This is a genomic window from Pedobacter sp. (genome assembly GCF_965279535.1).
Taxonomy (GTDB): domain Bacteria; phylum Bacteroidota; class Bacteroidia; order Sphingobacteriales; family Sphingobacteriaceae; genus Pedobacter.
In genome coordinates, this window is record NZ_OZ257244.1 from 433,008 (window position 1) to 458,730 (window position 25,723).

17 protein-coding genes are annotated in these 25,723 nt (G+C 38.9%); 12 read left to right on the forward strand and 5 right to left on the reverse strand.

Annotated features, from left to right (window positions below):
* Positions 1–316 precede the first annotated feature (316 nt).
* From gltB to ACQY77_RS01490, 6 genes are all read left to right on the forward strand, one after another.
* Positions 317–4,816 carry a glutamate synthase large subunit gene (gene gltB / locus ACQY77_RS01465; RefSeq protein ID WP_421939764.1) on the forward strand — a complete coding sequence of 1,500 codons (4,500 nt, stop codon included), beginning with the start codon at positions 317–319 and terminating at the stop codon, positions 4,814–4,816.
* A gap of 3 nt (positions 4,817–4,819) precedes the next feature.
* The gene (locus tag ACQY77_RS01470) at positions 4,820–6,286 is read left to right on the forward strand and encodes a glutamate synthase subunit beta (protein ID WP_421939763.1); all 1,467 of its coding nucleotides are present in this window, start codon (positions 4,820–4,822) and stop codon (positions 6,284–6,286) included.
* 358 nt (positions 6,287–6,644) lie between these two features.
* A complete protein-coding gene (locus ACQY77_RS01475) occupies positions 6,645–7,925 on the forward strand; it encodes a Gfo/Idh/MocA family oxidoreductase (protein ID WP_421939762.1) in 1,281 nt (426 codons plus the stop codon).
* 36 nt (positions 7,926–7,961) lie between these two features.
* A complete protein-coding gene (locus tag ACQY77_RS01480; protein ID WP_421939761.1) occupies positions 7,962–11,378 on the forward strand; it encodes a family 16 glycoside hydrolase in 3,417 nt (1,138 codons plus the stop codon).
* A 50-nt stretch (positions 11,379–11,428) separates the two neighbouring features.
* Positions 11,429–12,886, forward strand: a complete 1,458-nt coding sequence (locus ACQY77_RS01485) for a Gfo/Idh/MocA family protein (protein WP_421939760.1) — start codon at positions 11,429–11,431, stop codon at positions 12,884–12,886.
* Between the two features lie 6 nt (positions 12,887–12,892).
* Complete coding sequence (locus ACQY77_RS01490) at positions 12,893–13,975, forward strand: Gfo/Idh/MocA family protein (protein ID WP_421939759.1); 1,083 nt, start codon at positions 12,893–12,895, stop codon at positions 13,973–13,975.
* 143 nt (positions 13,976–14,118) lie between these two features.
* Here the strand turns inward: ACQY77_RS01490 and ACQY77_RS01495 are convergent, their stop codons facing one another.
* The gene (locus ACQY77_RS01495) at positions 14,119–15,321 is read right to left on the reverse strand and encodes a DUF763 domain-containing protein (RefSeq protein ID WP_421939758.1); all 1,203 of its coding nucleotides are present in this window, start codon (positions 15,319–15,321) and stop codon (positions 14,119–14,121) included.
* Positions 15,322–15,426: 105 nt separating this feature from the next.
* Between ACQY77_RS01495 and ACQY77_RS01500 the strand changes: the two genes are divergently transcribed.
* Entirely contained in the window at positions 15,427–16,530 is a 1,104-nt protein-coding gene (locus tag ACQY77_RS01500) for a metallophosphoesterase (RefSeq protein ID WP_421939757.1), read from the forward strand.
* On the opposite strand, the gene ACQY77_RS01505 is transcribed toward ACQY77_RS01500, so the two are convergent.
* The gene (locus ACQY77_RS01505; RefSeq protein ID WP_421939756.1) at positions 16,516–17,643 is read right to left on the reverse strand and encodes a sensor histidine kinase; all 1,128 of its coding nucleotides are present in this window, start codon (positions 17,641–17,643) and stop codon (positions 16,516–16,518) included. The genes ACQY77_RS01500 and ACQY77_RS01505 overlap by 15 nt on opposite strands.
* Positions 17,644–17,792: 149 nt before the next feature.
* Here ACQY77_RS01505 and ACQY77_RS01510 point away from each other — a divergent pair, with 149 nt between their 5' ends.
* On the forward strand, positions 17,793–19,265 hold the full coding sequence (locus ACQY77_RS01510; RefSeq protein WP_421939755.1) for a glycoside hydrolase family 130 protein: 1,473 nt from the start codon (positions 17,793–17,795) through the stop codon (positions 19,263–19,265).
* Between the two features lie 122 nt (positions 19,266–19,387).
* On the opposite strand, the gene ACQY77_RS01515 is transcribed toward ACQY77_RS01510, so the two are convergent.
* Positions 19,388–21,658 carry a glycosyltransferase family 4 protein gene (locus tag ACQY77_RS01515; RefSeq protein WP_421939754.1) on the reverse strand — a complete coding sequence of 757 codons (2,271 nt, stop codon included), beginning with the start codon at positions 21,656–21,658 and terminating at the stop codon, positions 19,388–19,390.
* 132 nt (positions 21,659–21,790) lie between these two features.
* On the opposite strand from ACQY77_RS01515, the gene ACQY77_RS01520 reads away from it, so the two are divergent.
* Positions 21,791–22,561, forward strand: a complete 771-nt coding sequence (locus ACQY77_RS01520; protein ID WP_421939753.1) for a Ku protein — start codon at positions 21,791–21,793, stop codon at positions 22,559–22,561.
* A 41-nt stretch (positions 22,562–22,602) separates the two neighbouring features.
* Here ACQY77_RS01520 and ACQY77_RS01525 read toward each other — a convergent pair whose 3' ends face one another.
* A complete protein-coding gene (locus ACQY77_RS01525; RefSeq protein WP_421939752.1) occupies positions 22,603–23,724 on the reverse strand; it encodes an alpha/beta hydrolase in 1,122 nt (373 codons plus the stop codon).
* Positions 23,725–23,857: 133 nt separating this feature from the next.
* On the opposite strand from ACQY77_RS01525, the gene ACQY77_RS01530 reads away from it, so the two are divergent.
* Genes ACQY77_RS01530 through ACQY77_RS01540 form a run of 3 tightly spaced genes read left to right on the forward strand, consistent with a single transcriptional unit; the run spans position 23,858 to position 25,217 of the window.
* The gene (locus tag ACQY77_RS01530) at positions 23,858–24,223 is read left to right on the forward strand and encodes an STAS/SEC14 domain-containing protein (RefSeq protein WP_421939751.1); all 366 of its coding nucleotides are present in this window, start codon (positions 23,858–23,860) and stop codon (positions 24,221–24,223) included.
* 11 nt (positions 24,224–24,234) lie between these two features.
* On the forward strand, positions 24,235–24,387 hold the full coding sequence (locus tag ACQY77_RS01535; protein WP_421939750.1) for a hypothetical protein: 153 nt from the start codon (positions 24,235–24,237) through the stop codon (positions 24,385–24,387).
* 23 nt (positions 24,388–24,410) lie between these two features.
* A complete protein-coding gene (locus tag ACQY77_RS01540; protein ID WP_421939749.1) occupies positions 24,411–25,217 on the forward strand; it encodes a mechanosensitive ion channel family protein in 807 nt (268 codons plus the stop codon).
* 2 nt (positions 25,218–25,219) lie between these two features.
* On the opposite strand, the gene ACQY77_RS01545 is transcribed toward ACQY77_RS01540, so the two are convergent.
* A complete protein-coding gene (locus ACQY77_RS01545) occupies positions 25,220–25,588 on the reverse strand; it encodes a response regulator transcription factor (protein ID WP_421939748.1) in 369 nt (122 codons plus the stop codon).
* Positions 25,589–25,723 lie beyond the last annotated feature (135 nt).

Genomic DNA, 25,723 nt, shown 5'->3' on the forward strand with positions numbered 1-25,723 from the left:
CTTATAAGATCCTCCGTTGGAAATTATTTTTTGACGAAAACGCCAAAATTTATTTACTTATGAATAATGAATTTAAATATAAATAATTAAGCGAAATTGTTTTTAAATTAAATTTCGTTGTATAGGCCGTTTTTAGCTATTTTTTTGTGTTGTAATTTTTTTAATGAAACAGGGTTTATATTAAAAATTTGTTAAAATATATTGTTTATTTTGTTTGAAGACTAAAATTATTCAAAAAATTATGTCAACTCTATAATTTGCAAATTATTTTTTTTATCTTAGTGTTTCCTATACACTAACAACTAACGAGCAAAAAATGAAACCAAACAGTGGATTGTACGATGCGCAATTTGAACACGATGCCTGCGGTATTGGGTTCGTAGCGCATGTGAAAGGGCGAAAATCACATCAAATTATTTCCGATGCGCTTACCATTTTAGAGAACTTAGACCATAGGGGAGCCTGTGGTGCAGAACCCAATACTGGCGATGGTGCTGGTATTATGATTCAGATTCCTCATGAATTTTTTTATGATGAATGTCTGAAAGCTGGATTTAGCTTGCCTGAAACCAATAACTATGGTGTGGGTATGTTATTCATGCCTAAAGATATCCGGGCAAGAGAAGAGTGTCGCGAACTTATTTACCGTGCGGCAGAAAAACTTGGTCTGGAGGTTTTAGGATTTAGAAAGGTAGATGTAGATACTACAGATATCGGCAACATGGCTTTGTCTGTAGAGCCTGAAATTGAACAGGTTTTTATTGCTCGTCCGTATGCTGTATCACCTGGCGCTGACTTTGAAAGAAAGCTTTATGTTTTTAAAAACTATCTGATTAAGCTTATTGCCAATACGGTACATGGCGGAAAAGATTTTTATATTGTTTCCCTGTCAGCACAAACCATTATATATAAAGGTCAGCTGACTTCTTTACAAGTACGTACTTATTTTACTGATCTAAGCGATAAGCGATTGGTTTCTGCTTTAGGTTTAGTTCACTCTCGTTTTGCAACCAATACATTTCCTTCATGGAGATTAGCACAACCTTTCCGGTTCATCGCTCACAACGGAGAGATCAATACTTTGCAAGGTAACTTAAACTGGTTCAGAGCTGGCGTTAAATCACTGGCTTCAGCATATTTTACTCCTGAAGAACTTGATATGTTACTTCCGGTAATTGATGAAACCAATTCAGATTCAGGATGTTTAGATAATGTTATCGAATTATTATTCCATTCAGGAAGAACCTTACCTCATGTATTAATGATGCTGGTTCCTGAAGCCTGGGATGGTAATGAAGATATGGATCCGGTTAAAAAAGCATTCTATGAATTCCATGCTACTTTAATGGAGCCATGGGATGGTCCTGCAGCTATTGCATTTACAGATGGTAAATTAATAGGAGCTACTTTAGATCGTAACGGACTTCGTCCATCCCGCTATGCAATTACTTCAGACGATCGTGTAATTATGGGTTCTGAGGCTGGTGCACTGGCAATTGATCAAAGTACTGTAATAGAAAAAGGTCGCTTAACACCAGGAAAAATGTTCGTGGTGGATATGGAGCAGGGTAGAATCATCAGTGATGATGAGATTAAAACCCAGGTGTGCGGTCAAAGTCCTTATGCAGACTGGATTAACCAATATCAGATTCGCCTGGAAGAGCTGCCTGAACCAAGATTAATGTTTACTGGTTTATCCAGAGAATCAGTTTTTAAATACCAGCAGGTTTTTGGATACAGCAGAGAAGATGTTGATCTTTTATTAAAACCTATGGCTTTGGAAGGTAAAGAGCCAATTGGTTCAATGGGTACAGATACGCCTTTAGCAATCTTGTCTAAGCAACCTCAGCACCTTTCATCTTACTTCAAACAGCTGTTTGCGCAGGTAACCAACCCGCCAATTGACCCAATCAGGGAGAAAGTGGTGATGAGTTTGGCCAGCTTTATGGGTAGCAATGGAAACTTATTAGACGAAAATCCAAAACAAGCACATTGTGTAGCCATTAAGCATCCTATATTAACGAATCAGGAATTAGAGAAACTTAGAAGTATTGATACCGGCGTTTTCCAGGCGAAAACGCTTCAAACTTATTTCAGGGCTAATGATAAACCAGGTTCAATGGCTAAGGCATTAGACAGGCTTTGCCGCTATGCTGTTGATGCTGTTGAGGATGGTTTCCAGGTAATTGTGCTTTCTGATAGAGCAATCGATTCAGAGCATGCTGCAATTCCTTCATTATTAGCAGTTTCTGCAGTACACCATCATTTAATCAGAAAAGGTTACCGCGGAGCAGTAGGTATTGTTTGTGAAGCCGGAGACGTATGGGAAGTTCATCACTTCGCTACCTTATTAGGTTTTGGCGCTACAGCAATTAACCCTTATTTAGCTTTAGAATCTATCGATAGTTTCAAAGAAGAATCTGGTTTAACTTCAGAACAATTAACTAAAAACTACATCTACGCAGTAAACAGTGGTTTATTGAAGATTTTCTCTAAAATGGGAATCTCTACGCTTCAGTCTTACCAGGGTGCACAGATTTTCGAAATTTTAGGAATTAATAAACAAGTTGTAAATACTTACTTTACTGGTGCAGTATCACGCATTGGCGGATTAGGTTTAGATGAGATCGCTTACGAAACCTTAATCAAGCATCGCCGCAGTTTTGGCCCTGTTACACAGGTAGAAAGCTTATTACCAGCCGGAGGTACTTATAAATATCGCAGACGTGGAGAGCAGCACTTGTTCAATCCACAAACCATTCACTTGTTGCAAAATGCAACCCGTAGAAATGATTACAATATCTTTAAACAATATTCTAAACTGGTAAATGAGCAAACACAACAAGCTTATACCATTAGAGGTTTGTTTGAATTTAACTATAGTCGTCCATCAGTTCCTTTAAATGAAGTAGAATCTACAGCAGCAATTCTGAAGCGTTTTGCAACAGGAGCGATGTCCTTTGGTTCAATTTCTCATGAGGCACACTCAACATTAGCTATTGCCATGAACCGCATTGGCGGTAAAAGTAATACCGGTGAGGGTGGTGAAGATGAGATGCGTTATACTAAATTACCGAATGGTGATAGCATGCGCTCTGCAATTAAACAAGTAGCTTCTGCACGTTTTGGTGTAACCAGTTACTATTTAACTAATGCTGATGAACTTCAGATTAAAATGGCTCAGGGAGCTAAACCTGGAGAAGGTGGTCAGCTACCTGGACACAAGGTGGATGATTGGATTGCAAAAGTTCGTCACTCAACACCAGGGGTAGGTTTAATTTCTCCTCCACCTCACCACGATATTTATTCAATCGAAGATTTAGCTCAGCTGATCTACGATTTAAAAAATGCAAACCGTGCAGCAAGAATCAACGTAAAATTGGTTTCTAAAGCAGGTGTAGGTACCATCGCAGCTGGTGTGGCCAAAGCCCATGCTGATGTAATTTTAGTTTCCGGTTTTGATGGCGGTACAGGTGCTTCACCTTTAACATCTATCCAGCATGCAGGTTTACCTTGGGAACTTGGTTTAGCAGAAGCACATCAAACTTTAGTTAAGAACAGGCTACGTAACCGTATTGTTCTTCAAACAGATGGACAACTTAAAACAGGAAGAGATATCGCCATCGCTGCGCTTTTAGGTGCTGAAGAATGGGGTGTTGCAACTGCCGCTTTAGTAACTGCAGGTTGTATCATGATGCGTAAGTGTCACTTAAATACATGCCCGGTTGGTGTGGCAACTCAAGATCCGGAATTGAGAAAATTATTCTCTGGTGATCCTGATCACGTGGTTAACTTATTCTACTTCTTAGCAGAAGAATTACGTGAGATTATGGCTGAATTGGGTTTCAGAACTATTCATGAAATGATCGGTCAGGCTGATGCATTAAAAGTACGTGAATTGCCTACAGAAGACTGGAAATTAAAACACATCGATTTATCAGGCATCTTGTATAAAGCAGAAGATAATGGCTTACCTCAGTACAATACTGAAGAACAGGATCATGGTTTAGATCAGGTTATTGATCATCAGCTTATCGCTGCCGCAAGACCAGCTATTGAAAACAATGAGCCTGTATTTGCAAGCTTTAATGTTAAAAATACAGATCGTGCTATTGGTACAATGCTTTCTAATGAGATCTCTAAAGTTCATTTAGGTGCAGGATTACCTCCAGATACCATCAACTTTAAATTTAATGGTTCTGCCGGACAAAGCTTTGGTGCATTCAATACTCGCGGTGTAACGCTATCACTTGAAGGTGAAGCCAATGACTATGTGGGTAAAGGTTTATCGGGTGCTCGTTTAGCAATCTATCCTTTCGCTAACGTAACTTATGTTCCTGAACAAAATATCATTATCGGTAACGTAGCTTTATATGGAGCAACATCCGGAGAATTATATGCACGTGGTAAAGCAGGTGAGCGTTTCGCCGTAAGAAATTCAGGTGCTACAGCAGTTGTTGAAGGAGTTGGGGATCACGGTTGTGAATACATGACTGGTGGTGAGGTCTTGATTCTTGGAGATACCGGAAGCAATTTTGCCGCAGGTATGAGTGGAGGTATTGCCTGGGTTTACGATTCAAACGGAACTTTTGCCCGCAAGTGTAACAAAGAAATGGTTGATTTAGATCCGCTATTAGCTGAAGATGAAGAAAGAATATTGGCTTTATTGAAAACACATATTCGTTTGACTGACAGTAAAGTAGCTGAATTTATATTAAGTGATTGGAAAACACAATCAGCTCATTTTGTAAAGGTATTCCCTAAAGAATACAAAGCAGTTTTAAGCAAACGTAACACGCAAGTAAAAACACACTAAGCCATGGGAAAAGTAACAGGATTTCAAGAGTACGATAGAGTTGCGCCCACAAGAGAAGAGGCTGCAACACGTGTAAAACACTATGGGGAATTTTTAAATGAATTACCCTCAACAGAATTAAACAGACAAGCTGCCCGCTGTATGGACTGTGGAGTTCCTTTTTGTCAGTCAGGTTGCCCATTGGGTAACGTGATTCCAGAATTTAACGATGCCGTTTACAATGCAAAATGGGAACTAGCTGCCAATATTTTATTAAGCACCAATAATTTCCCTGAATTTACCGGGAGAATTTGTCCTGCACCTTGCGAATCTGCTTGCGTGTTAGGTATCAATCGTCCACCGGTATCTATCGAAGAAATTGAGAAACACATCATCGAAATTGCATTCGAAAAAGGTTTTATCAAAGCAAAAGCGCCATTAATCAGAACAGGTAAAAAAGTAGCTGTAATTGGCTCTGGACCTGCAGGTATGGCTGCAGCTGCGCAGTTGAATAAAGCTGGTCATGAAGTAACAGTTTTCGAACGTGATGATGCACCTGGTGGTTTATTGAGATACGGCATTCCTGATTTCAAACTACAAAAAAATGTAGTTGATCGTCGTATCGATTTAATGAAAGAAGAAGGCATTATTTTTAAATGCAATGCCAACGTAGGTGAAAACGTAGAAATCAGCACTTTGCTAAGAGACTATCAAGCCATTGTATTGGCTGGTGGCTCTACCATTCCTCGCGATTTACCTATTGATGGTCGTTCTGCTAAGGGAGTTCATTACGCAATGGATTTCTTAAAGCAACAGAACAAACGCGTGGCCAACAGACCTGTAGAAACTGAAGATATCATGGCTACAGGCAAAAATGTTATTGTAATTGGTGGGGGTGATACAGGATCTGACTGTATCGGAACCTCAAACCGTCATGGTGCTAAATCGGTAACACAGTTCGAAATCATGCCTATGCCACCTTCTGCACGTAGTGCAAACATGCCTTGGCCAACCTATCCAATGCTGTTAAAACATACCTCATCTCACGAAGAAGGTGCAGAAAGAGCATGGTCGGTTAATACGAAACAGTTCATTGCAGATGAAAACGGTAATTTAAAAGCACTAAAAGTAGTAGATGTGGAGTGGGAAATAGATGCAAATGGTCGTCCGGTAACTTTCAAAGAAGTTGCAGGAACAGAAAGAGATCTACCTTGCGAATTGGTTCTTTTGGCTATGGGATTTTTACATCCTCAAAAAGAAGGATTAATAGAAAAATTAGGGGTAGAACTAGATAATCGTGGAAACGTTAAAGCTTCTGAGCACACTTATCAAACCAATATTGCTAAAATATTTGCCGCTGGCGACGTTCGCCGAGGTCAATCATTGGTAGTTTGGGCGATATCTGAAGGAAGAGAAGCCGCCCGTAAAGTAGATGAATATCTAATGGGTACTACCAAACTGGCATCAAGAGATGCAGTTGCATATGCATAAATAGGTCTAAAATTTATATTTTTAAGCCCTGGTGAAAGCCAGGGCTTTTTTATTGTACCAAAAGCCAGGCTACTAATTCTTATAGTAACGTCTTGCTATCCCTCCTGTATATTCAAGGTTCTTATTTCAATTTTAGTTCACTAGCCCGTTTATAATCCACATTTGTCTGAAAAAATATATAAATGATACCTATTAAAGTTTTCCAAACTAACTCATTCTTCTCCTGCAAGCACGCAAATCCCCTTTAAGTAACAATACCATTGCTCAAACGTTTGCGTAGCTTTTTAACTTGTTTAAGTAGGCGGTCAAACTTATTTTTATTTAACCTTAAAAGGTAACCAAATATCAGATCCCTAACATGAAAACTAAACAAACTGAGAACCACAGTTCGCGCAGAGATTTTATTAAAAAGTCGGCTATCGGACTTGCCGCATTTACCATTGTACCGAGATATGTACTCGGAGGAACCGGATTTATTGCGCCCAGCGATAAATTGACTAAAGCTGTAATAGGTGTTGGATCAATGGGAAGAGGCCATTTCAGTTATGATGGCACACAGGTGGTAGCGATTTGTGATGTAGATAAGAGGCATTTGAACCAGGCAGCTGCGCTCCTAGATAAAGGCGTTAAAACATTTGGAGATTATCGCGAATTAATTAAGCTTCCTGAAGTCGATATCGTGCACATTGCAACACCTCCACATTGGCATGGAATTATGGCTGTAGAGGCTGTAAATGCAGGAAAGGATGTCTGGTGTGAAAAGCCAATGACACATACCATCGGTGAGGGGAAAAGGGTGGTAGAAGCAGTACAGAAACATGGCAGAATGTTTCGATTAAATACCTGGTTTCGTTTTAAAGATGTTTTCTATGGAATGGGAACAACGGTAAAACCCATTAAAAAATTGGTAGATAGCGGTTTGCTGGGCTGGCCATTGAAAGTTACAGTAGGTAAACACACCGGTTACGACTGGAAATTTTATTGGGTAGGAAAAGATAATCTGGCCCCACAACCCATACCTGCAGAATTAGATTATGATCAATGGTTGGGTCCAGCACCTTATAAACCTTATAATGAGCATCGTGTACATCAAACGTTCAGGGGATATTGGGATTATGATGGAGGTGGATTAAGCGATATGGGACAGCATTATATTGATCCTATACAATACTTTTTGGGGAAAGATGATACCAGTCCGGTTTCTGTAGAAATAGATGCACCACAACAACATACCGATGCAGTTGGAACCTGGAGAAGAATAACTTATACTTATGCAGATGGCTGCCAGATCATATTAGATGGAGAAGGTAAGGATAAGAACGTGCCTTACATTGAAGGGCCAAAAGCGAAGCTTTATCCCGGGTTCAAATCTGACATTCCAGATTTAGATCGAAAATTAGCAGCTTTCCCTGATCCAACTCCACAAATGACAGATTTTGTAGAATCGGTAAAAAACCGCGAGAAATTTGCATTGAATGAAGAGAATGGGCATCGATCATGCAACATTGTTAATATGGGCCTAATCGCCCTAAGACTTGGACGATCTTTAAAGTTTGATCCGGTAAAACAAGAGTTTATCGATGACGAAGGGGCTAACAGACTCATTAATCCGGTTATGCGCGCACCTTTCTCTATTTAGTTAACAAATCAGCATTCAATTTACATCAATCAAATAATGAAAAAAATATTCTTTGTCCTGTTGGCATTTGTCATGATTCAGGATCTGACCTATGGTCAGGAAAAAAAAGATGAACGGACCGTTACCACACGTATAGCTGATTTATTGGCTCAAATGCCTGCAAAAGATGCTAAATTACTAAAAAGTAACATGCAGGATATTGCTAACCTGGGAGAAGATGGGTATGTACAACTTATTTCAGGGCTTACAGCCCCTGGTAAAGCAAACAATTCCCTTATTGAATATACTGTAGGCGGTTTTACTGCATACGCCACACAAACCGGACAGGAAAGTCTGAGGAAAATGAGTGTAAATGCCTATTGCAAAGTCCTTCAACAATTAACAGATACACAAAACAAGGCTTTTATCATTAGCCAGTTCGATTTAGTTGGTAAAGATGATGCCGTTAACTGTTTGGGTGCTTACCTGAGTGATAATGCATTAGCAGATCCTGCTGCCCGTGCATTGGCAAAAATCAATACATCCACTTCAAAAGCTATGCTTTTAAATGGCTTGGGTAAAGCCAGCGGCCAGGCGCGTTTGTCTATAATTGAAGCTTTAGGAGATGTTCGCTATCCACAGGCCGCACAAGCTATTCAATCAATTCTTACCAATGCTGATGCGCGTACCACTAAAATCGCCTTATATAGTTTAGCTTATATCGCTGATCCGGCATCTGAAAATGTATTGGCTACAGCAGCAGAAAAGGCAGGGTATAAATATGAAAATACCAATGCAGTTTCAAGCTATCTCATTTATGCAAATGAAATACTTAAAAAAGGGGATAAAGCACTTGCAGCTAAAATGGCTCAAAATGCCTGGGATAAAACCAATACCGGAGAACTGACAGATGTTCATACCGCTGCATTAAAATTATTGGTTCAGGCAGTACCAGATAATCAATCCTTGTTATTAACCGCAGGTACAGCCCCCAATTCGCAATATCGCAGAGCAGCACTAAAATTTGCTATTCCATATGTAAATGAAGGCAATACAAGCGCATGGATTAAAGCAATGAACAAGGCAAACGATGAAACAAAAGCCGACATTATTTATATGCTTGGACAAGTGCCCGCTCCAGAAGCTTTAAATGCAATTGTTAAACAATATAAGCAGCAGAACCCAAATGTTAAGCGAAATGCAATTAATGCTTCAGTTAATATTGGCCAGGAAAAAGTACTTGGCGATCTGCTAAAATTGATGAATAAAGGCGACAGTTCCACCATTCAAGATGTTTCTAATGCCATTAAACGGATGAAAGGAAGCAGCATTACTGAGCAAATTGCAAAGGCTATTCCATCCGCAAAACCAGCCGCACAAATTGCTATGCTTAATCTTCTAGCTTCACGTGCTGCAAACACACAAATGGATGCCGTTTATACGCAGTTAAAGAATAAAAATCCTGAAGTAAGTAAGGCAGCTTATGCTGCATTAAACTCGGTAGTGGTTGCGAATGATTTACCTCAGTTATTTACCTTACTTAATGAAAATACTGGTGATAATGAAATTGCAGTTCAAAAAGCAATTATTGCCGCAGTAAGTGGTGGTGATCAAAATAATACTGCGACAGTACAAACAGTTCTACAGCAAATAAAAACAGCTCCAGAAGCAAAAAAGCATTTGTTTTATAAAGTATTGGCCAGTTTAGGGGGAGATCAGGCCCTGGCTGCTGTAACCAGTGCCTATCGCTCCGGCAATGAAACCAGCCAGCAAGCTGCAGTAGAAGCTTTGGCCTCCTGGAAAGATGCAACTGCTGCAGGAGAGCTTATTCGAATAGCCAGGGAAACCAAAAATGCTTCTTTTCTGGATACTGCCCTGAAGGGATATCTTAAGTTAATAAGAGAAAGTAAGGATCCTGCAGAACAAAAACTATTGATGCTCCGCAATGCAATGGAAGTGGCACAAATGGTAGAACAAAAACAACAGATTTTAAAGGATTTGCAACAGTCTAAGTGTTTGAATGCCATTCTTTTTGCAGGCAAGTACCTGGATAACGCTGCATTACAGCAAGCTGCTGCCCAGGCAGTAATGAACATTACCTTAGCCGGTGAATATAATGGAGATCTTGTAAAAGAACTTTTAAATAAAACCATTTCGGTAATTACCGGACCAGATAGCGGTTACCAAAAAGAAGGAATGCGTAAATACATTGCAGAAATGAAAGCCGGAGAAGGATTTGTATCTATGTTTAACGGAAAAGATTTAGCTGGCTGGAAAGGCTTGGTTGCTGATCCGGTTAAACGTGCTAAAATGGATGCGAAAACGCTGGCTACTGCTCAGGAAAAAGCAGATGCAGAGGCTCAAAATAACTGGAAGCCTGTAAATGGCGAGCTTCAGTTTGTAGGCAAAGGTAATAATTTGGCCACCATAAAAAAGTATGGTGATTTTGAAATGTTGGTCGATTGGAAAATTGTTGATGATAAAAAAGGAGAAGGCGATGCAGGAATCTATCTGCGCGGCACACCTCAGGTACAAATTTGGGATAATGCCAGAACCAAGGTAGGCGCACAGGTTGGATCAGGTGGTTTATACAATAACCAAACAAATGAAAGTAAACCACTAAAGGTTGCCGATAATAAAATTGATGAATGGAATACCTTCAGAATATTAATGAAAGGAGATCGTGTTACCGTTTATCTTAATGGACAGTTGGTAACTGACAATATCATTTTGGAAAATTATTGGGATAGAAGTTTACCCATCTTCGCCGAAGAACAAATTGAATTGCAGGCACATGGCTCACCAGTAGTTTACAGAGATTTATATATCCGTGAAATTCCAAGGGTTAAGCCTTTTGAGTTAAGTACGCAAGAAAAGAAAGAGGGCTACAAAGTGTTATTCGATGGCACCAACATGCACCAATGGACAGGGAATACGGTTGATTATTCTATTGAAGATGGAAACATCGCTATCCGGCCGAAACCAGGAAAAGGATCTGGAGGAAACTTATTTACTAAAGAAGAATTTAGCGATTTTGTGTTCCGCTTCGAGTTTCAGCTTACACCAGGAGCTAATAATGGATTAGGAATTCGCGCACCTCTGGAAGGGGATGCTGCTTATACAGGAATGGAATTACAGATTCTGGATAATGAAGCACCGATTTATAAAGATTTACATGTTTACCAGTATCATGGATCAGTTTATGGTACTTTACCCGCTAAAAGAGGTTTCCTTAAACCAGTAGGAGAATGGAATTATGAAGAAGTTGTAGTAAAAGGACCTAAAATTAAAGTAATCCTTAATGGAGCGGTAATATTGGATGGCGATATTACAGAAGCTCGCAAAAACGGTGCAGCAGATGGAAAACAACATCCCGGATTACTTCGCGACAGCGGTCATATTGGATTTCTGGGACATGGATCTATAGTTCAGTTCAGGAACATCCGGATTAAAGATTTGAGCAAGAAAAAATAAATAGAAATAAGATAAAGATTAAACTTAATTATATTGTTTAGCACAAGAGTATGATGGAAGACAAAGAAGATTCGACCAATCTGAATTCGAGAAGAAATTTTATTAAAACAACAGCTTTGGCAGCAGCTGGCTTCATGATCGTGCCACGCCACGTTTTGGGAAAGGGATTTTTAGCACCTAGCGATCGGTTAATGGTTGCTGGCGTTGGGGTTGGCGGAAAAGGGCAGAGCAATCTTGCCAATATCTACAAGGGAGGTAAATCAGACATCGCTTTTTTATGCGATGTGGATGATAGAAGGGCGGCAAACTCAGTCAAAAGTTTCCCTAAAGCAAAGTATTACAAGGATTATCGCGTAATGCTTGAAAAAGAAGGCAAGAATATCGACGGGGTAGTAGTTTCTACCCCCGATCATAACCATGCTATGATTGCCATGGCAGCAATGCAACTGGGGAAACACGTTTATGTCGAAAAACCCTTAACACACGATATTTTTGAGGCCCGTAAGCTTACTGAAGCAGCGAAACGTTATCAGGTAGTTACTCAAATGGGTAATCAAGGCGCTTCTGGTGATGGGGTTAGACAGTTGCAGGACTGGTGTAATGCAGGTGTAATTGGTAAAGTCCATACCGTATATTGCTGGACAGACCGCCCATCCTGGCCACAGGGAATTTTGTGGCCTTCTACTGGAGGCTCAAGTATTCCAACTGAGTTAGATTGGGATTTATGGCTTGGAAGCGCACCTTATAAACCCTATATTGATAAGTTAGTTCCCTTTAACTGGAGAGGATGGTGGGACTACGGAACAGGTGCAATCGGAGATATGGGTTGTCACCTGATCGAACCGCCTATTCGTGTTTTAGGCTTGGATACCCCCATCGACGTACAGTGTAGTGTGGGCAGTATTTATGTAGATGAATTCAAACGCGGATATTTCCCGGATAGCTGTCCGCCATCAAGCCACGTGATCCTCACATTTGAGAAAACAAAAAAAACAAAAGGCAACTTGCAAATCCATTGGATGGATGGAGGAATTAAACCGGCACGTCCCGATGAACTTGCTCCAAATGAATCTTTTGGACCAAATGGAGTGCTTTTTGAAGGCACCCGCGGTAAAATGATGTGTGACGTTTATGGCGCAAATCCGAGGTTATTACCATTGTCAAGAACCAATGAAGTACACGTAAAACCTAAAATTGAGCGCGTGAAGGGCGGTGTTGATGGACATTACTGGCAATGGGCAGAGGCTGCTATCGCAGGATATGGGAAAATTCAACTGAGTTCTCCTTTCGAGATTGCTGGCCCCGTTACCGAAACTTTACTGATTGCGAACCTGGCCATTCGCGGTACAGATGTACAAAAACCAAAAGCAGACGGAAAAGGCTTTACCTATCCAGGAAGAGACATTAAACTTTTATGGGATAAGGAGAATTTGAAAGTGACAAATTTTGATGAAGTAAACCAATTTGTGAAAAGGGAATATCGCAGTGGCTGGAGTTTAGGAGTATAATCGCATATGTTAGATACAAAAAAGAATTTAAGGGTTTTAGTGGTTGGTTGCGGCAATATGGGAGCTTCACACGCCATGGCTTACCACAGCTTACCCGGTTTTGAAATCTGTGGATTAGTTTCCACCGGTGAAAGTAAGGTAAAATTAAATGAAAAACTGGGAGGTAGATATTTGCTGTTTGCAGATTTCGAAGAAGCGTTACACGCCACGAAGCCGGATGCGGTATGTATCTCTACCTATCCGGATACCCATGAAAGCTTTGCTGTTAAAGCTTTCGAAAGTGGTTGTCATGTATTTATTGAGAAACCATTGGCAGATACTGTTGATGGAGCCATTCGTGTGGCAGAAGCAGCAAAAATAGCCAATAAAAAACTGGTTGTAGGCTACATTTTACGCTATCACCCTTCCTGGGAAAAGTTTATCGAACTTTCTCAGCAAATGGGTAAGCCGCTGGTGATGCGTATGAACCTGAATCAACAGAGTCATGGTGCAAAATGGACTGTACACCGCAACCTGATGAAGAGCTTAAGTCCTATAGTAGATTGTGCAGTACATTACATTGATGTGATGTGTCAAATGACGCGGTCAAAACCTGTACAGGTAAGTGCAATAGGAGCAAGATTAACTGACGATATCCCTGATTGGAATTATAATTACGGACAGTTGCAGATCCGATTTGAAGACGGCTCAATTGGCTGGTATGAAGCAGGTTGGGGTCCAATGGTAAGCGATAATGCCTTCTTTATCAAGGATGTATTTGGCCCGAAAGGCGCTGTCTCTATAGTTGCTAGGGATGCTTCAAAAGCAGGTAAATCCGATGATATTGATGCGCATACTAAAACGGAGTCGATTAAGGTACACTACGGAGAACTAAACAAACAAGATGAATTTACGCAAGCTGATGAGTACCTGGATCTTAAAGATGAACCAGACCATCAGGAGCTCTGCAACCGGGAACAGCGCTTTTTTTTAAAGGCCATTCAGGAAGATTTGGACCTTACGGATGCCACCGAAGACGCGATAAACAGCTTACGGATTGCTTTTGCATGCGATGAGTCCGTAAAAACAGGTAAAATGATTCAATTGTAATCAATGGTTATTTAGCCAGTTGTCATTAGTCATTGGGCTGGAAGCAAAACCTGGCCCTTTTACTGTCATCCCTGGTCTGTGGCTCACAGACCAGTAAAAAATCAAATCAGACATTTTCCAAACGCTTTTCCTAAACTGCCTTTCTAAAACAACTTCAGTTGCTGATTTTCGGGTGCTTTCTCCTTACCAAATACGGTCCTGCCTCCATACTTCCAGCTATTTACACGTTCCCGGGCGATAACCTTATCGAAATCCATATTGGGTATAAAATTTTGCTCCGCATTTTTAGCAATATCATGCAAAGATTTAATCGCTTCCTGTTTGTCTGTAAAACCAATCTTAGCCCGCTCTACAGCTTTTTGAAGTATAGAAATTGTTTCATCATAAACATTCACTGGAACAGGGAATGGATGCCCATCTTTTCCACCATTAGCAAATGAATACCGTGCAGGATCGGAGAAACGGGAGGGGGTGCCATAAATGATCTCACTAACCAATGCCATTGACTGCAATGTGCGTGGTCCCATGCCTTCCAGTAATAACAATGATTCAAAATCTTTGGGTTTCCTCTCTTGTGCCAACCACAAAACACTTCCTAAACGTTTTAAATCCACATCCTTGGCCCGTACATCATGATGATCAGGCATCACAAGCTTCTGTATTTCGGGAAGCATCTTAGCAGGAGATTCTGTTGTGATATCCAGGATACCATTTCTCGTAATCAGTGCATCATGAGCCGTAAGATTAAGTATCTGGCCCTGATTAACACCGCAAATACCAGTATGAGGCTCTTCTACAAAAGATTTAATACCAGCCGAATGCCAGTGATATCTTCTAGCAGTAGCACTTTGATCGCTCATACCTTGTTGTACAACAGTCCAATCTCCATCACTACTTAGGATAAAACTATGCAGATACAGTTGAAAACCATCCTGAATAGCTGTATTATCAACCTTAGCACTTAGTTTACTCGACCGAACTAGTGCATGGCCATCCAGCCCGGTCTTATCGGCTATCCTCAAAAGTTCTTGTGGTGTTTCTCTGCTGTATTTTCCCTTTCCACCACAAACATAAATACCCAATTCTTTCGAAAGTGGGTTAATCGCTTTCTTAAGGGCACCTAATACCGAAGTCGTGATTCCTGATGAATGCCAGTCCATACCCATCACAGCACCCAAGCTTTGAAACCAAAACGGACTACTCAAACGCCTGATTAATTCAGCGCGTCCGTATTCCAATAAAATTGCTTCGGTAATGGCTAGCCCTAACTTGGTCATGCGTTGCGCCAGCCAGGGTGGAACCTGGCCGTAATGTAAGGGTAAATCTGTACTTCCTGATCTTTTCAATACTAACAAATTTAGTAAAAAAATAGTTTAATATTCAGTAATGTCTGCATTAAGCCTGTAACATTTGAACTTATTTTTTGTTAAGTTTAGTATAGAAATTAATGAATGCAAAAATTTTTACAACGCCTACTAAGTAACTGGATCATTCGAATGTCCAATAAATATGCTTCCAGACCCAACCGGAAACGCATTCACGATGCTTTGACGAAGCTTTTTAAAACCATTAATAAAGCAAACAGCAAAAGAGGCCCGATTCTTCACATTACAACTGAAAGTAAATTCATCATATTTTCCGATCAGCACAAAGGTGCCCGTGATTTGGCCGACGATTTTGCTTTGGCAGAAAAGAACTATCTCGCTGCTTTACAACATTATGATGAAGCTAATTTTCACTATATCAATCTGGGTGATAGTGAGGAACTGTGGGAAAATTTGATGGAAAGCATTATCAACCACAATATGCCTACCTTTAATGCAGAAAAACGTTTTATAGAACGGGATGCATTTACCAAAATTTTCGGTAACCATGATCTCTATTGGGATAACGATCCTTTATCGGGATTTAATTTAAACAGGATTTATGGAAAAAAAATCCCGATTTATGAGGGCGCAATTCTTAAAATTATGCTGGAAGGGGAAGAATTAAAAATTTTTCTTACTCACGGACATCAGGGAGATTTACAAAGTGACGGAAACTGGTTTAGTAAATGGTTCGTAAGCACAATATGGGCTCCATTACAGGCTTATCTGCAGATTAACCCAAATACGCCTGCTTACGATAATCAACTCAAAACAAAACACAATGTACTGATGTACAGTTGGGTGGCAAACCAGAAACTAACAGCACTGATTACCGGCCATACTCACCAGCCTGTATTTGCTTCCTTAACACATCTGGAGCGAATTTATCTCAAATTGAGAAAAGCAAGAAAAGATAATAATCATGAACAAATTAATGCATTAAATGAAGCACTTAAAACAAGGATAAGGGAAGGGGATAAGGCACCTCACTTCAGAAAGTATCAGCCAGGATACTTCAACACCGGTTGCTGTTGCTTTAACGATGGGGATATCACAGGGATAGAAATCGAGCAAGGTTCAATCAGGCTGATTAAATGGTCTTTTGTAAAAACCGGTAGCCCAACAAGGACTGTGCTGGAAGAAATGTCGCTAATTAGCTTACTTCTCGCCAACTCATTTGAGGGGTAGTTGAACATACAAAATGGTTCCCGACTGACCTCCCGCGCGTTCGGCCCATACCTTACCTTTGTGCATATCAACTAATAACTTAACAATTTGTAAACCTAATTTGGGCGTATTTTCATGGTTTGTAGGTACGCTGCCAACATCAGCAAATTTGAAAAATAACTTCTCTAAACCTTCTTCGCTTAATTCGGTTCCCTGATCATGAATTTGTACAGTTACCTGGTTAATACCGGCTGTTAACGATAATCGAATCTCTTTTTCCGGTGCTGAAAATTTAATAGCATTATCAATCAACTGATGAAAAACTTCAAAAAGCTTTTCAGGATCTCCTATAATGCTGATTGGAACACCTGGCTCAAAGAGGAAGACCTGTTTTTTAAGTGCAGCCTTTTCACTTAAGTTCTTCAGGGTTTCATTAAGCAATTCGATTAAATCAAAACTTATTTTCTGAGGCTTGAAATTCGCATTTTCCCTTTTTGCCGAGCTAAGTATATGATTCAAGTCACTTACAATCTGTTTGCTTTGGCTATGTAGCTTTCCTGCAATCAATTTTACCTTTTCATCAGCGCCAGGCAGTTTGCTCAACAATTCAGATTGAAGGCCGATTGTAGTCATTGGATTTTTTAAGTCATGAATCAATACATGCAACCTGTCGTCTGTAATTCGCAGCAATTTCCTGACTGCCATTCGCTCTTCCAGCTTGTCGGTAATAATTGCCGATAAACGCCTGAGCATTTCCAATTGCTTCGAACCAGGCTTTACATGATGCTTTAAAAAGCAGCCCACATATCCCAACAGATATCCCTCAGGAGATTGGATGGCAGAAACAACAAGATCACTTTCGAGATATTGATCTGTTGAGAAATCTTTTAGCAACAAATCTGTAATCACTTTTTTAATAGACTCTGTTCCAAACCAGGATTTAAAAAACACCCCATCAGTCAATTTAAAAGCAATAAAAGCATTTTCTACATCAAACAAATCCTTTACCAGAAAAGTGATCTGGTCAAAACTACTTTCTGCTGCAGTAGCCACAATTTCATAATGGGAGATTTTAGCTAAACGTTTCTGCTCATTATCATAACTATTTCTTTCGGAACCGGCATCGTTAAACATAGATCAGTATTTGGTGGATGTATTTCGCTTTAAAGTTAAATATTATGATTAAAACATAAATATTAGAAACAATATATATCGTAAATTAGTTAATACTACTATCCTGATTGCTTAGATAATTGGAAAGTTCGTCAAAACATGCAAAGCTAATGAGACTATATATTGAACGTAAGCCGGTAAAGGTAAATCCAGATACCAAAAGAGTAATTGCCCGTTTTTTCTTTAACGGAGAAACAAGGGCCTTAGAAGTTATCAGAAAAGTACTTGAATTTTCAGACGATAAGGTCTTTTCATTAATCTCACCAATTCTGCAAGAATACTCTAAACGGCATCGCAACATTACCAAGATACTCAATCGCCATTGTAAAAAACTTCGTAAACAATTTTCAATTTTAGGCGTCGATTATGAAGACATTGAACCTTATACAAAACTTTTAATCGGTGCATATTTTACCCACGAGTATTCGATTGAATCAGCAGCCTTTTTCAATCCGAGTATTGTTGATGATCCCGATCAGACCGATTTGGTTGAAGGAGAAAAAAGGGTGATTATTAGCTTTAGGGCTGTTGGAGAGGGACACATCTCATCAATAGTCTTCAGAAGGGCCTTAATTGATGCTAAAAACAATATCCAGGTATTGCCGGTAGGTAATTATGTAGATGAGGCTGAGGTAGTTAAAAATGCGATTTACATTAAGAAACTCTTTTTGAAAAAGGCAGCCTATGCGCAAATTGACCCAGCAGTACTGGAAGAGATTGAAAGCAAGCTCGATGAACGTTTCGAATACACCAGCTTAAGCAATATAATTAAGGACTCCAAGACCTTGCATAAAGACAATCCCGATCGTTTAATTGAGTACGACAAGGTTTTATGGTTGTCAGACACTTATCATACAATTAGTTTTTCAAAGGATACCGATATTTCCGATCGGGTTATTTTTCCAATTTCAGAATTTGAACGTAAAGGAATTGAGGATGCACGTTTTGTAAAATTTATCAGAGAAGATGGTAAGGCTGTTTATTATGCTACCTATACTGCATTTGATGGTTCATTAATCATTCCAAAGCTAGTTCAAACAGAGGATTTCTATGAGTTTAAGGTAATTCCACTGTATGGCGATGGTGCCCAGAATAAAAACTTAGCCTTATTTCCCAGAAAGATAAAAGGCAAATATGTAATGATGAGTAGAATCGATGGCTGGAATAATTATTTAATGTTTTCTGATAAAGTTAATATCTGGGAAAATCCAATCTTACTCAAACAACCACGATATGATTGGGAACTTGTACAAATCGGGAATTGTGGATCGCCTATTGAAACAGAAAAAGGCTGGTTAGTAATTACGCATGGTGTAGGTCCTATGCGGAGATACTGCATCGGGGTGGTGTTATTGGATCTGGAAGACCCCTGCAAAGAGATCGGTCATTTGAAAGAGCCATTAATTATCCCGAATAATGACGAACGTGAGGGGTATGTACCTAATGTCGTATATTCCTGTGGATCAATAATCAGCAATGGTGAACTCATTATTCCTTACGGATTATCTGATTATAGTTCATCATTTGCAACAGTAAACCTGGAACTTCTCTTAAACAGATTACTGGAGAATAATACTGACTAAAAATGTTCTATAATAATCCTGATTACCGATTATTATAGCCTTTTATAATGATCCTTATAATAATCTTAAAAAAAGAGACACCTGTAAAGTGTCTCTTTTATATTTCCGAGAAAAGAGTATAATTAACTGTATTTATCTACTTCAACCAATGGTGAAGATAAAGTTTGATATTCACTCTCTGCTGCTTTTAATACAGAAAGATGCGAAATAAAATAGGCCAAAGTGCTTTCTGCCCCCTGATTTCGGTTTACACTGTTAAACTGTAATCCATCTGCACAACCATGCGTTTCAGGATCATACAAAGGGATGTGGAGACTGTTTTTACCCAGGAACCACTCGTAACTCATCTGCATTTTTTCCAGAAAAGCAGTGTCTTTTGTAATTGCAAATGCTTTTGAATAAAGCAATACCATTGCCATAGTCTCTATAGCCTGTTGATCATAGATCGGGTTTTTACCATGTTTCTTCATCCATCCGGCATTTCCAACCGGATTTAAGTAACCATTTTCAAATGAAAAAGTATTTAAAAATTCTATACTTTCCATGGCAATTTGATAGGACTCCATATTACCTGTTACCTCATAGTGATGTAACAACGCAAGAGGTAAAATCGCATTGTCATAAGTTAGTATATCTTCAAACCAATGCCAATCTCCTTCTTTGTTTTCGTGGTAAGCCTTGATAAGTGATTGAGCCAGGCCATTAATCTCCAAAGTAATACGTTCATCGCCATGCTGCGCCATTAAATAGTAGGAGAGGCCAATAATGGTATTTGCCCTTCCTCGGATATATTTCAGTTTTTTAAAATGTGACAACGAGTGTGAAAATAATTCTCTACCAAACTCGCGATAAGAGTTGTTTGGCGCGGCACAAATCAGGTAACCCAAAGCCCAAATGGTTCTGCCGAAAGAATCTTCAGAACCTACCTCATCGAGATAATTCCTGTTAAAACTCAGAAAGTTTCTGAAATTACCATCTTCAGACTGCATGTATTGTATAAAACTGAGGTAAACTGGCATCAGTTTAAGTCCGGTGGGATTCTTATCCTGGTCATATGCCATTAAGGTCATAATCAAAGCCCTGGCATTATCATCAATACAATATCCCTCCTTCAAATTGGGAATGCCGAATCTTGCATGTTGAATAATCCCGGTATCGTCAGTTAATAAAGATATATGTGCGAGGTTTAATGCCGGCATATTTTCTACATCTATAATAGGAGGAATTGTTCTTCCTGGTTTTTGATGTGCAATAAGCGCCTCATTTAATAATGCTAAATATACATTACCAATTGCCGGCCATCTTAAATTTAAACCGTATCGGTAAGCATTAACCTTCAATTCATGATGTTTTGTTTCATCTGATAAAAGAGAATTAACGATTAAGGCCAATTGTTTATCATCCTTAAAATCAAATAGTTTTCCGCGGTTATCTGCCAATAACTCCTGGGCATGCCAATAGGGTGTAGATACCACTGCTGCACCCGCACCTACAGCATAAGATAGAGTTCCACTCGTAATTTGAGCCTCATTTAAATAAGGCGTTATATAAAGGTAACATGCAGTAAGGTACTGGTGTAATTCTTCTTCTGATACGAATTTATTTACAAAAGCAATGTGATTGGCTACGCCCAGGTCATCTGCTAATTGCTTCAAACTATCGCGGTATTCCTCTCCGTTATGCCTAACAACTCCCGGATGCGTATTACCCAAAATAACATAAAGCACATCCGGATGTTGTTCAACTATTTTAGGGAGTGCTTTAATTACGGTTTCCAGCCCTTTATTTCTACTAATTAAGCCGAAAGTAAAAAGTACTTTTCTATTTTTAAAAAGTGCTGAAACAGCAACAGGATTATCATCTGAAGGATTTAGATCCGGAACACCGTGTTCAATTAATTTTATTTTAGCAGAAGGAATTTGATAGATATTATTTAAGAACAGAATCGCCTTCTTACTCATCACCACAATTTTGGCAGATTTAGCTGCAATTTCCTTAATGATGGTTTGCTGCATAAAATTAGGCTCTTTCAATACAGTATGTAGAATGGTAACAAAAGGCTTGTTGAGCTTATTAATCAAGGAAAGCAAAAATACACCACTGTTTCCTCCATAAATGCCAAATTCATGTTCTATAATACAAGAATCTACACCACTATTGTTTATAAAATTAGCTGCATCGATGTAATCTTGCTGATTTTGTTGTCGGATTACAAACTTAACTTCTTTGGGGTAGGCATATTCACTAATATCGTCTGACTCATTCATCGCAACAATAAAGCTTTCGTCAGCATTATAGGATGGGTTTAAGCTTAACGCATTAACCAGATTTTGATTAAAGGTAGCTAGCCCACACTCACGTGGTGGATAGGTAGAAATATAAGCGATCTTCATATGTATTTAGTACTTTAGGTATCTAAATAACATAAGGTTATCTAAATAGTTTGGGAATTTTCTCAATTTACGATTTTTAATATCAAAACAATCTGCTTTAGGATCATGTTAGTAAGTATATTAAATATCATTATGAGATCGATTTGGAAAGGTTCAATAGGATTTGGATTGGTAAATATTCCTGTTAAGTTATATTCCGGGGTTCAGAATAGTAATTTAGATCTGGATATGCTCGATGAGCGCGATCATGCCAAAATCAAATTTATGCGTGTAAATGAAAATACGCAAAAAGAAGTGCCATATGATAAAATCGTACGCGGTTACTTCTTAAAAGACCGTTATGTGGTTCTGGATAAACACGATTTCGAAGAAGCAGCACCCGAAAAAACAAAAATTATAGAATTGGAAAATTTTGTTGATATCAAGGAAATTAGTCCAATTTATTACGAAACTTCCTATTATACTGAGCCAGAAAAACAAGGAAGAAAAGCTTATGCACTTTTACTTAAAGCACTGGAAAAATCGGGTAAGGCTGGTGTAGCCAGGTTTGTACTGCGAAACAGCGAAAACCTTTGCGTAATCCATCCGATGAACAACATCATTGTCATAACCAAAATCAGGTTTGATCAGGAAATAAGAAGTCTCGCCGATATTACCACAGTAGATGATATTAATATTACCAAGAAAGAGATCGATGTAGGCTTGGCCTTAATTAAACAATATAGCGCTAAATTTGACTTAAGTAGTTTCAAAGACGATTACAGTGATGAACTGTTAAAAATTATTAAAGCAAAATCTAAAGGTAAGCGCGCAACAGTTAAGAAGATAAAACCACAAAAAGCTTCAAGCGATGATCTATATGATCAGTTGATGCAGAGCCTGACTGCAAAAAAAGGAGCATAAGAAAGTCCTGTCATAACCGACAGGACTTTCTTGTTTCAAGTTTATTTGAATGCTGCTTTAAGTTGTTCTGCGGCATAAGCCTGGGCCAGTTTCGCTTCTGGAACAACCAGTGCCATTCCAAAAAATTCATGGGTAACACCTTCGTAATTCCGGCTATTAACTTTAACCCCTGCTTCAGATAGTTTATTCGACAGCATTACCCCGTCATTATTTAGCGGATCTATTTCAGCCGTGATAATGGTAGTTGGTGGAAGATTTCTCAGGTTGGCATGAATAAGCGAGATTTTAGGGTCCTGAGCTTCAATTGCAGTATAAAGATATTGAGTTGTAAACCAGTTCATCATAGCCTTATTAAGCGGTTTCGCATCTGTATACATCTTGTACGATTCGGTATTCATATCTGCCTGCGCGATAGGATATATCAATACCTGAGCCAAGGGAAGCATAATATGTTTATCTCTGGCCATAATTGATACGTTTGCAGCAAGGTTTCCACCTGCACTTTCACCTGCAACCGCAATTTTAGCCGGATCTCCTTTCAGGCTCACAGCATTTTTAACTACCCATTCATAAGCGGCAAATGCATCCTGATGAGCGGTTGGAAATTTATATTCAGGCGCTAAACGATACGCAACAGATACTACAATCGCATTCACCTGTTCGGATAAAGCTCTTGCAGAAGCATCATATACATCTAAATTGGCAATCACAAAGCCACCACCATGATAGTAAACAACAATTGGAAGTGCTGATTTTGCATTTTTAGGTTTATAAATCCGAACATGAACATTTCCACCATTCACGCTGATATCTTTTCCGCTTGTGTCTACTTTTGAAGCGGGTGCAACAATATGATTTTGTTCAGCTACAGCCAGAACTGCATCTGCAGGGGTATGATTTTTTCTTGCCTCAGTGGCGGATAAACCCTCGATGGGCCTATCTCCATAGCTAACAAGCTTCTCCATAACCGTTTGCATTTCTGGTCGGATTGTTTTTCCCCATTCGGGTGCCGGTCCGGCAGGTTTTAAGCTTATTATATTCGAAGAATCACTAGTAATTGAATCAGTACTTGTAGAATGCTGTTTAGTGTTATTTGTACAGGCAAGAAATGTAAAACCCGTAATTGAAAGATAAATAGCTGTTTTTAATAAATTGTTTTTCATGGTGATTGATTGAGTTATAAAAGCATAACACCATAAGCTTAATAACTGTTTGAATACGAATTCCAAAAGGGAAGAATTTAATTTTAGGCAAACATCTTCTGTTTTTAATGTGTTCTATCTTAAAAGAAACAACATGTTAACAGAAATAACCGGATTACCCGATAGCATATTTGGCGTACGGGCCACAGGCGAAGTAGATAGTAAAGACCTGAAAAATGTACTCTTGCCTGGCTTAGAGCGAACAGCAGAACGTTTTAACGAAATCAGATATTTGCTGGTTTTAGAAACAGCAGTAAAGAATTTTACAGCCGGTGCATGGATACAGGATGCCAAAGCAGGTTTGGAGAATTTTACGAAATGGAAAAAAATTGCTGTGGTAAGCCCTGAGAAAGGGGTGCAATGGTTTACAGATGCTTTCACCTTCGTTACCCCAGGAAGTGCCAAGGGCTTTGGCCCAGATGAAATCGAAGAAGCTAAAACCTGGTTAACTCAAGATTAAACTAACAAAAAATGAAAAATTCAAAAACTGCAGCAGAAGATAGCAAGGCTACAGCTGCTAGAAATAGTAAGGCAAAAGGTGCTGATGAGAAAGTTACCTCTGCAAAAGATGCAAAAAAAGTAACCGTTACAAAAGATGCTCCCGTAAAACATAAGAAGCCCTAATTTAAATATAATCGTCCCCTAAAATGAAAGCTGATAATTTTGATCTGAATAAATTTTATAACAAAGCCTATGACTGGATAATATTAAAAGGCCCCAACGTATTAATTGGGATTGTTGTACTAATCATTGGCCTTTGGCTAATTAAACTTGTTGCTAAATGGTTACAAAGGAGTTTGCACCAAAAGGATGTCGATCCATCTTTGCGGCCATTTTTAAATAGCCTGATTATCATCACACTGCGTGTGCTCCTCATATTTTTTGTAATCCAGCTTTTTGGTTATGAACTCACCACTCTCACGGTTTTATTGGGTGGTTTGAGTGTTGCTGCCGGTTTAGCACTATCTGGAACACTTCAGAATTTTGCCAGTGGTGTACTTATTTTACTGCTTAAACCCTTTGTTGTAGGCGATAATATCCTAGCCCAGGGGCAAGAAGGAACGGTAACCTCTATACAGATTTTCTATACCATCATCAAAACCTTTGATAACAGAACGGTTATTGTCCCAAACAGTAAACTTTCCAATGAAGTCATTATTAACATCAGCAGACAAGGTAACCGCAGGTTAGACATAGAGATCAAATTTGGATACGGTATCGAATACGATAAAATAGTGGATATTTTCAATAAAACGGTAACCAAGTGTAAAGAAGCCCTGAAAATTCCAGAAAAAAGGATTGGCATATCAGCACTTGAAGAAAGCGGTTATAAAGTTGCCATGAATATCTGGGTAAATGCACATGGTTTCACAGACACAAAACTCGCCTTTCAAAAAGAGTTAATGGATAACCTGAAAGCAGGAGGAGTAAAATTACCTGGAATGACAGATTAAGGTTACTTCTTTAACAATGCATAAATTTTATCCATCAAATCATCAATATTGAATGGTTTTGCCATAAAATCATCTGCCTCTGTGCCATCTAAAGTGTAGTTAGATGCATTATAACGCGCAGAAATCATTAAAACCGGAATGTGACTGGTAGAAGGTTTGCTTTTAAGCTCTTTAAGGAGTATCCGTCCATCAATATCTGGAAGCATAATATCCATAATAATTACATCTGGCTTGGATTCTTCAACGTGTGCAATAAAATCAGCGCCCTTATTAAGACCTGACACATTAAAAGCTTCGCTTTCTAAAATAAGGGTTATAACATCTAAAATTGCATGGTTATCTTCGATAACCAAAATGTTTTTCTTTGCCAATGTAGGGACGATAGTTAAAATTTGAACAAATATATAATAAAAACTAAATCATAAAACTAAATTAATGAAATATAACTTATAGGAATAAACCAAACTTTATTACTTCAATATTTCTGATAGTTTTGCAATGTCAAA

What these genes read in the sequence shown, in the direction of transcription:
- gltB (WP_421939764.1), top strand. Translation starts at nt 317, where the DNA reads ATGAAACCAAACAGTGGATTGTACGATGCGCAATTTGAACACGATGCC.
- ACQY77_RS01470 (WP_421939763.1), top strand. Translation starts at nt 4,820, where the DNA reads ATGGGAAAAGTAACAGGATTTCAAGAGTACGATAGAGTTGCGCCCACA.
- ACQY77_RS01475 (WP_421939762.1), top strand. Translation starts at nt 6,645, where the DNA reads ATGAAAACTAAACAAACTGAGAACCACAGTTCGCGCAGAGATTTTATT.
- ACQY77_RS01480 (WP_421939761.1), top strand. Translation starts at nt 7,962, where the DNA reads ATGAAAAAAATATTCTTTGTCCTGTTGGCATTTGTCATGATTCAGGAT.
- ACQY77_RS01485 (WP_421939760.1), top strand. Translation starts at nt 11,429, where the DNA reads ATGATGGAAGACAAAGAAGATTCGACCAATCTGAATTCGAGAAGAAAT.
- ACQY77_RS01490 (WP_421939759.1), top strand. Translation starts at nt 12,893, where the DNA reads ATGTTAGATACAAAAAAGAATTTAAGGGTTTTAGTGGTTGGTTGCGGC.
- ACQY77_RS01500 (WP_421939757.1), top strand. Translation starts at nt 15,427, where the DNA reads ATGCAAAAATTTTTACAACGCCTACTAAGTAACTGGATCATTCGAATG.
- ACQY77_RS01505 (WP_421939756.1), bottom strand. Translation starts at nt 17,643, where the DNA reads ATGTTTAACGATGCCGGTTCCGAAAGAAATAGTTATGATAATGAGCAG.
- ACQY77_RS01510 (WP_421939755.1), top strand. Translation starts at nt 17,793, where the DNA reads ATGAGACTATATATTGAACGTAAGCCGGTAAAGGTAAATCCAGATACC.
- ACQY77_RS01515 (WP_421939754.1), bottom strand. Translation starts at nt 21,658, where the DNA reads ATGAAGATCGCTTATATTTCTACCTATCCACCACGTGAGTGTGGGCTA.
- ACQY77_RS01520 (WP_421939753.1), top strand. Translation starts at nt 21,791, where the DNA reads ATGAGATCGATTTGGAAAGGTTCAATAGGATTTGGATTGGTAAATATT.
- ACQY77_RS01525 (WP_421939752.1), bottom strand. Translation starts at nt 23,724, where the DNA reads ATGAAAAACAATTTATTAAAAACAGCTATTTATCTTTCAATTACGGGT.
- ACQY77_RS01530 (WP_421939751.1), top strand. Translation starts at nt 23,858, where the DNA reads ATGTTAACAGAAATAACCGGATTACCCGATAGCATATTTGGCGTACGG.
- ACQY77_RS01535 (WP_421939750.1), top strand. Translation starts at nt 24,235, where the DNA reads ATGAAAAATTCAAAAACTGCAGCAGAAGATAGCAAGGCTACAGCTGCT.
- ACQY77_RS01540 (WP_421939749.1), top strand. Translation starts at nt 24,411, where the DNA reads ATGAAAGCTGATAATTTTGATCTGAATAAATTTTATAACAAAGCCTAT.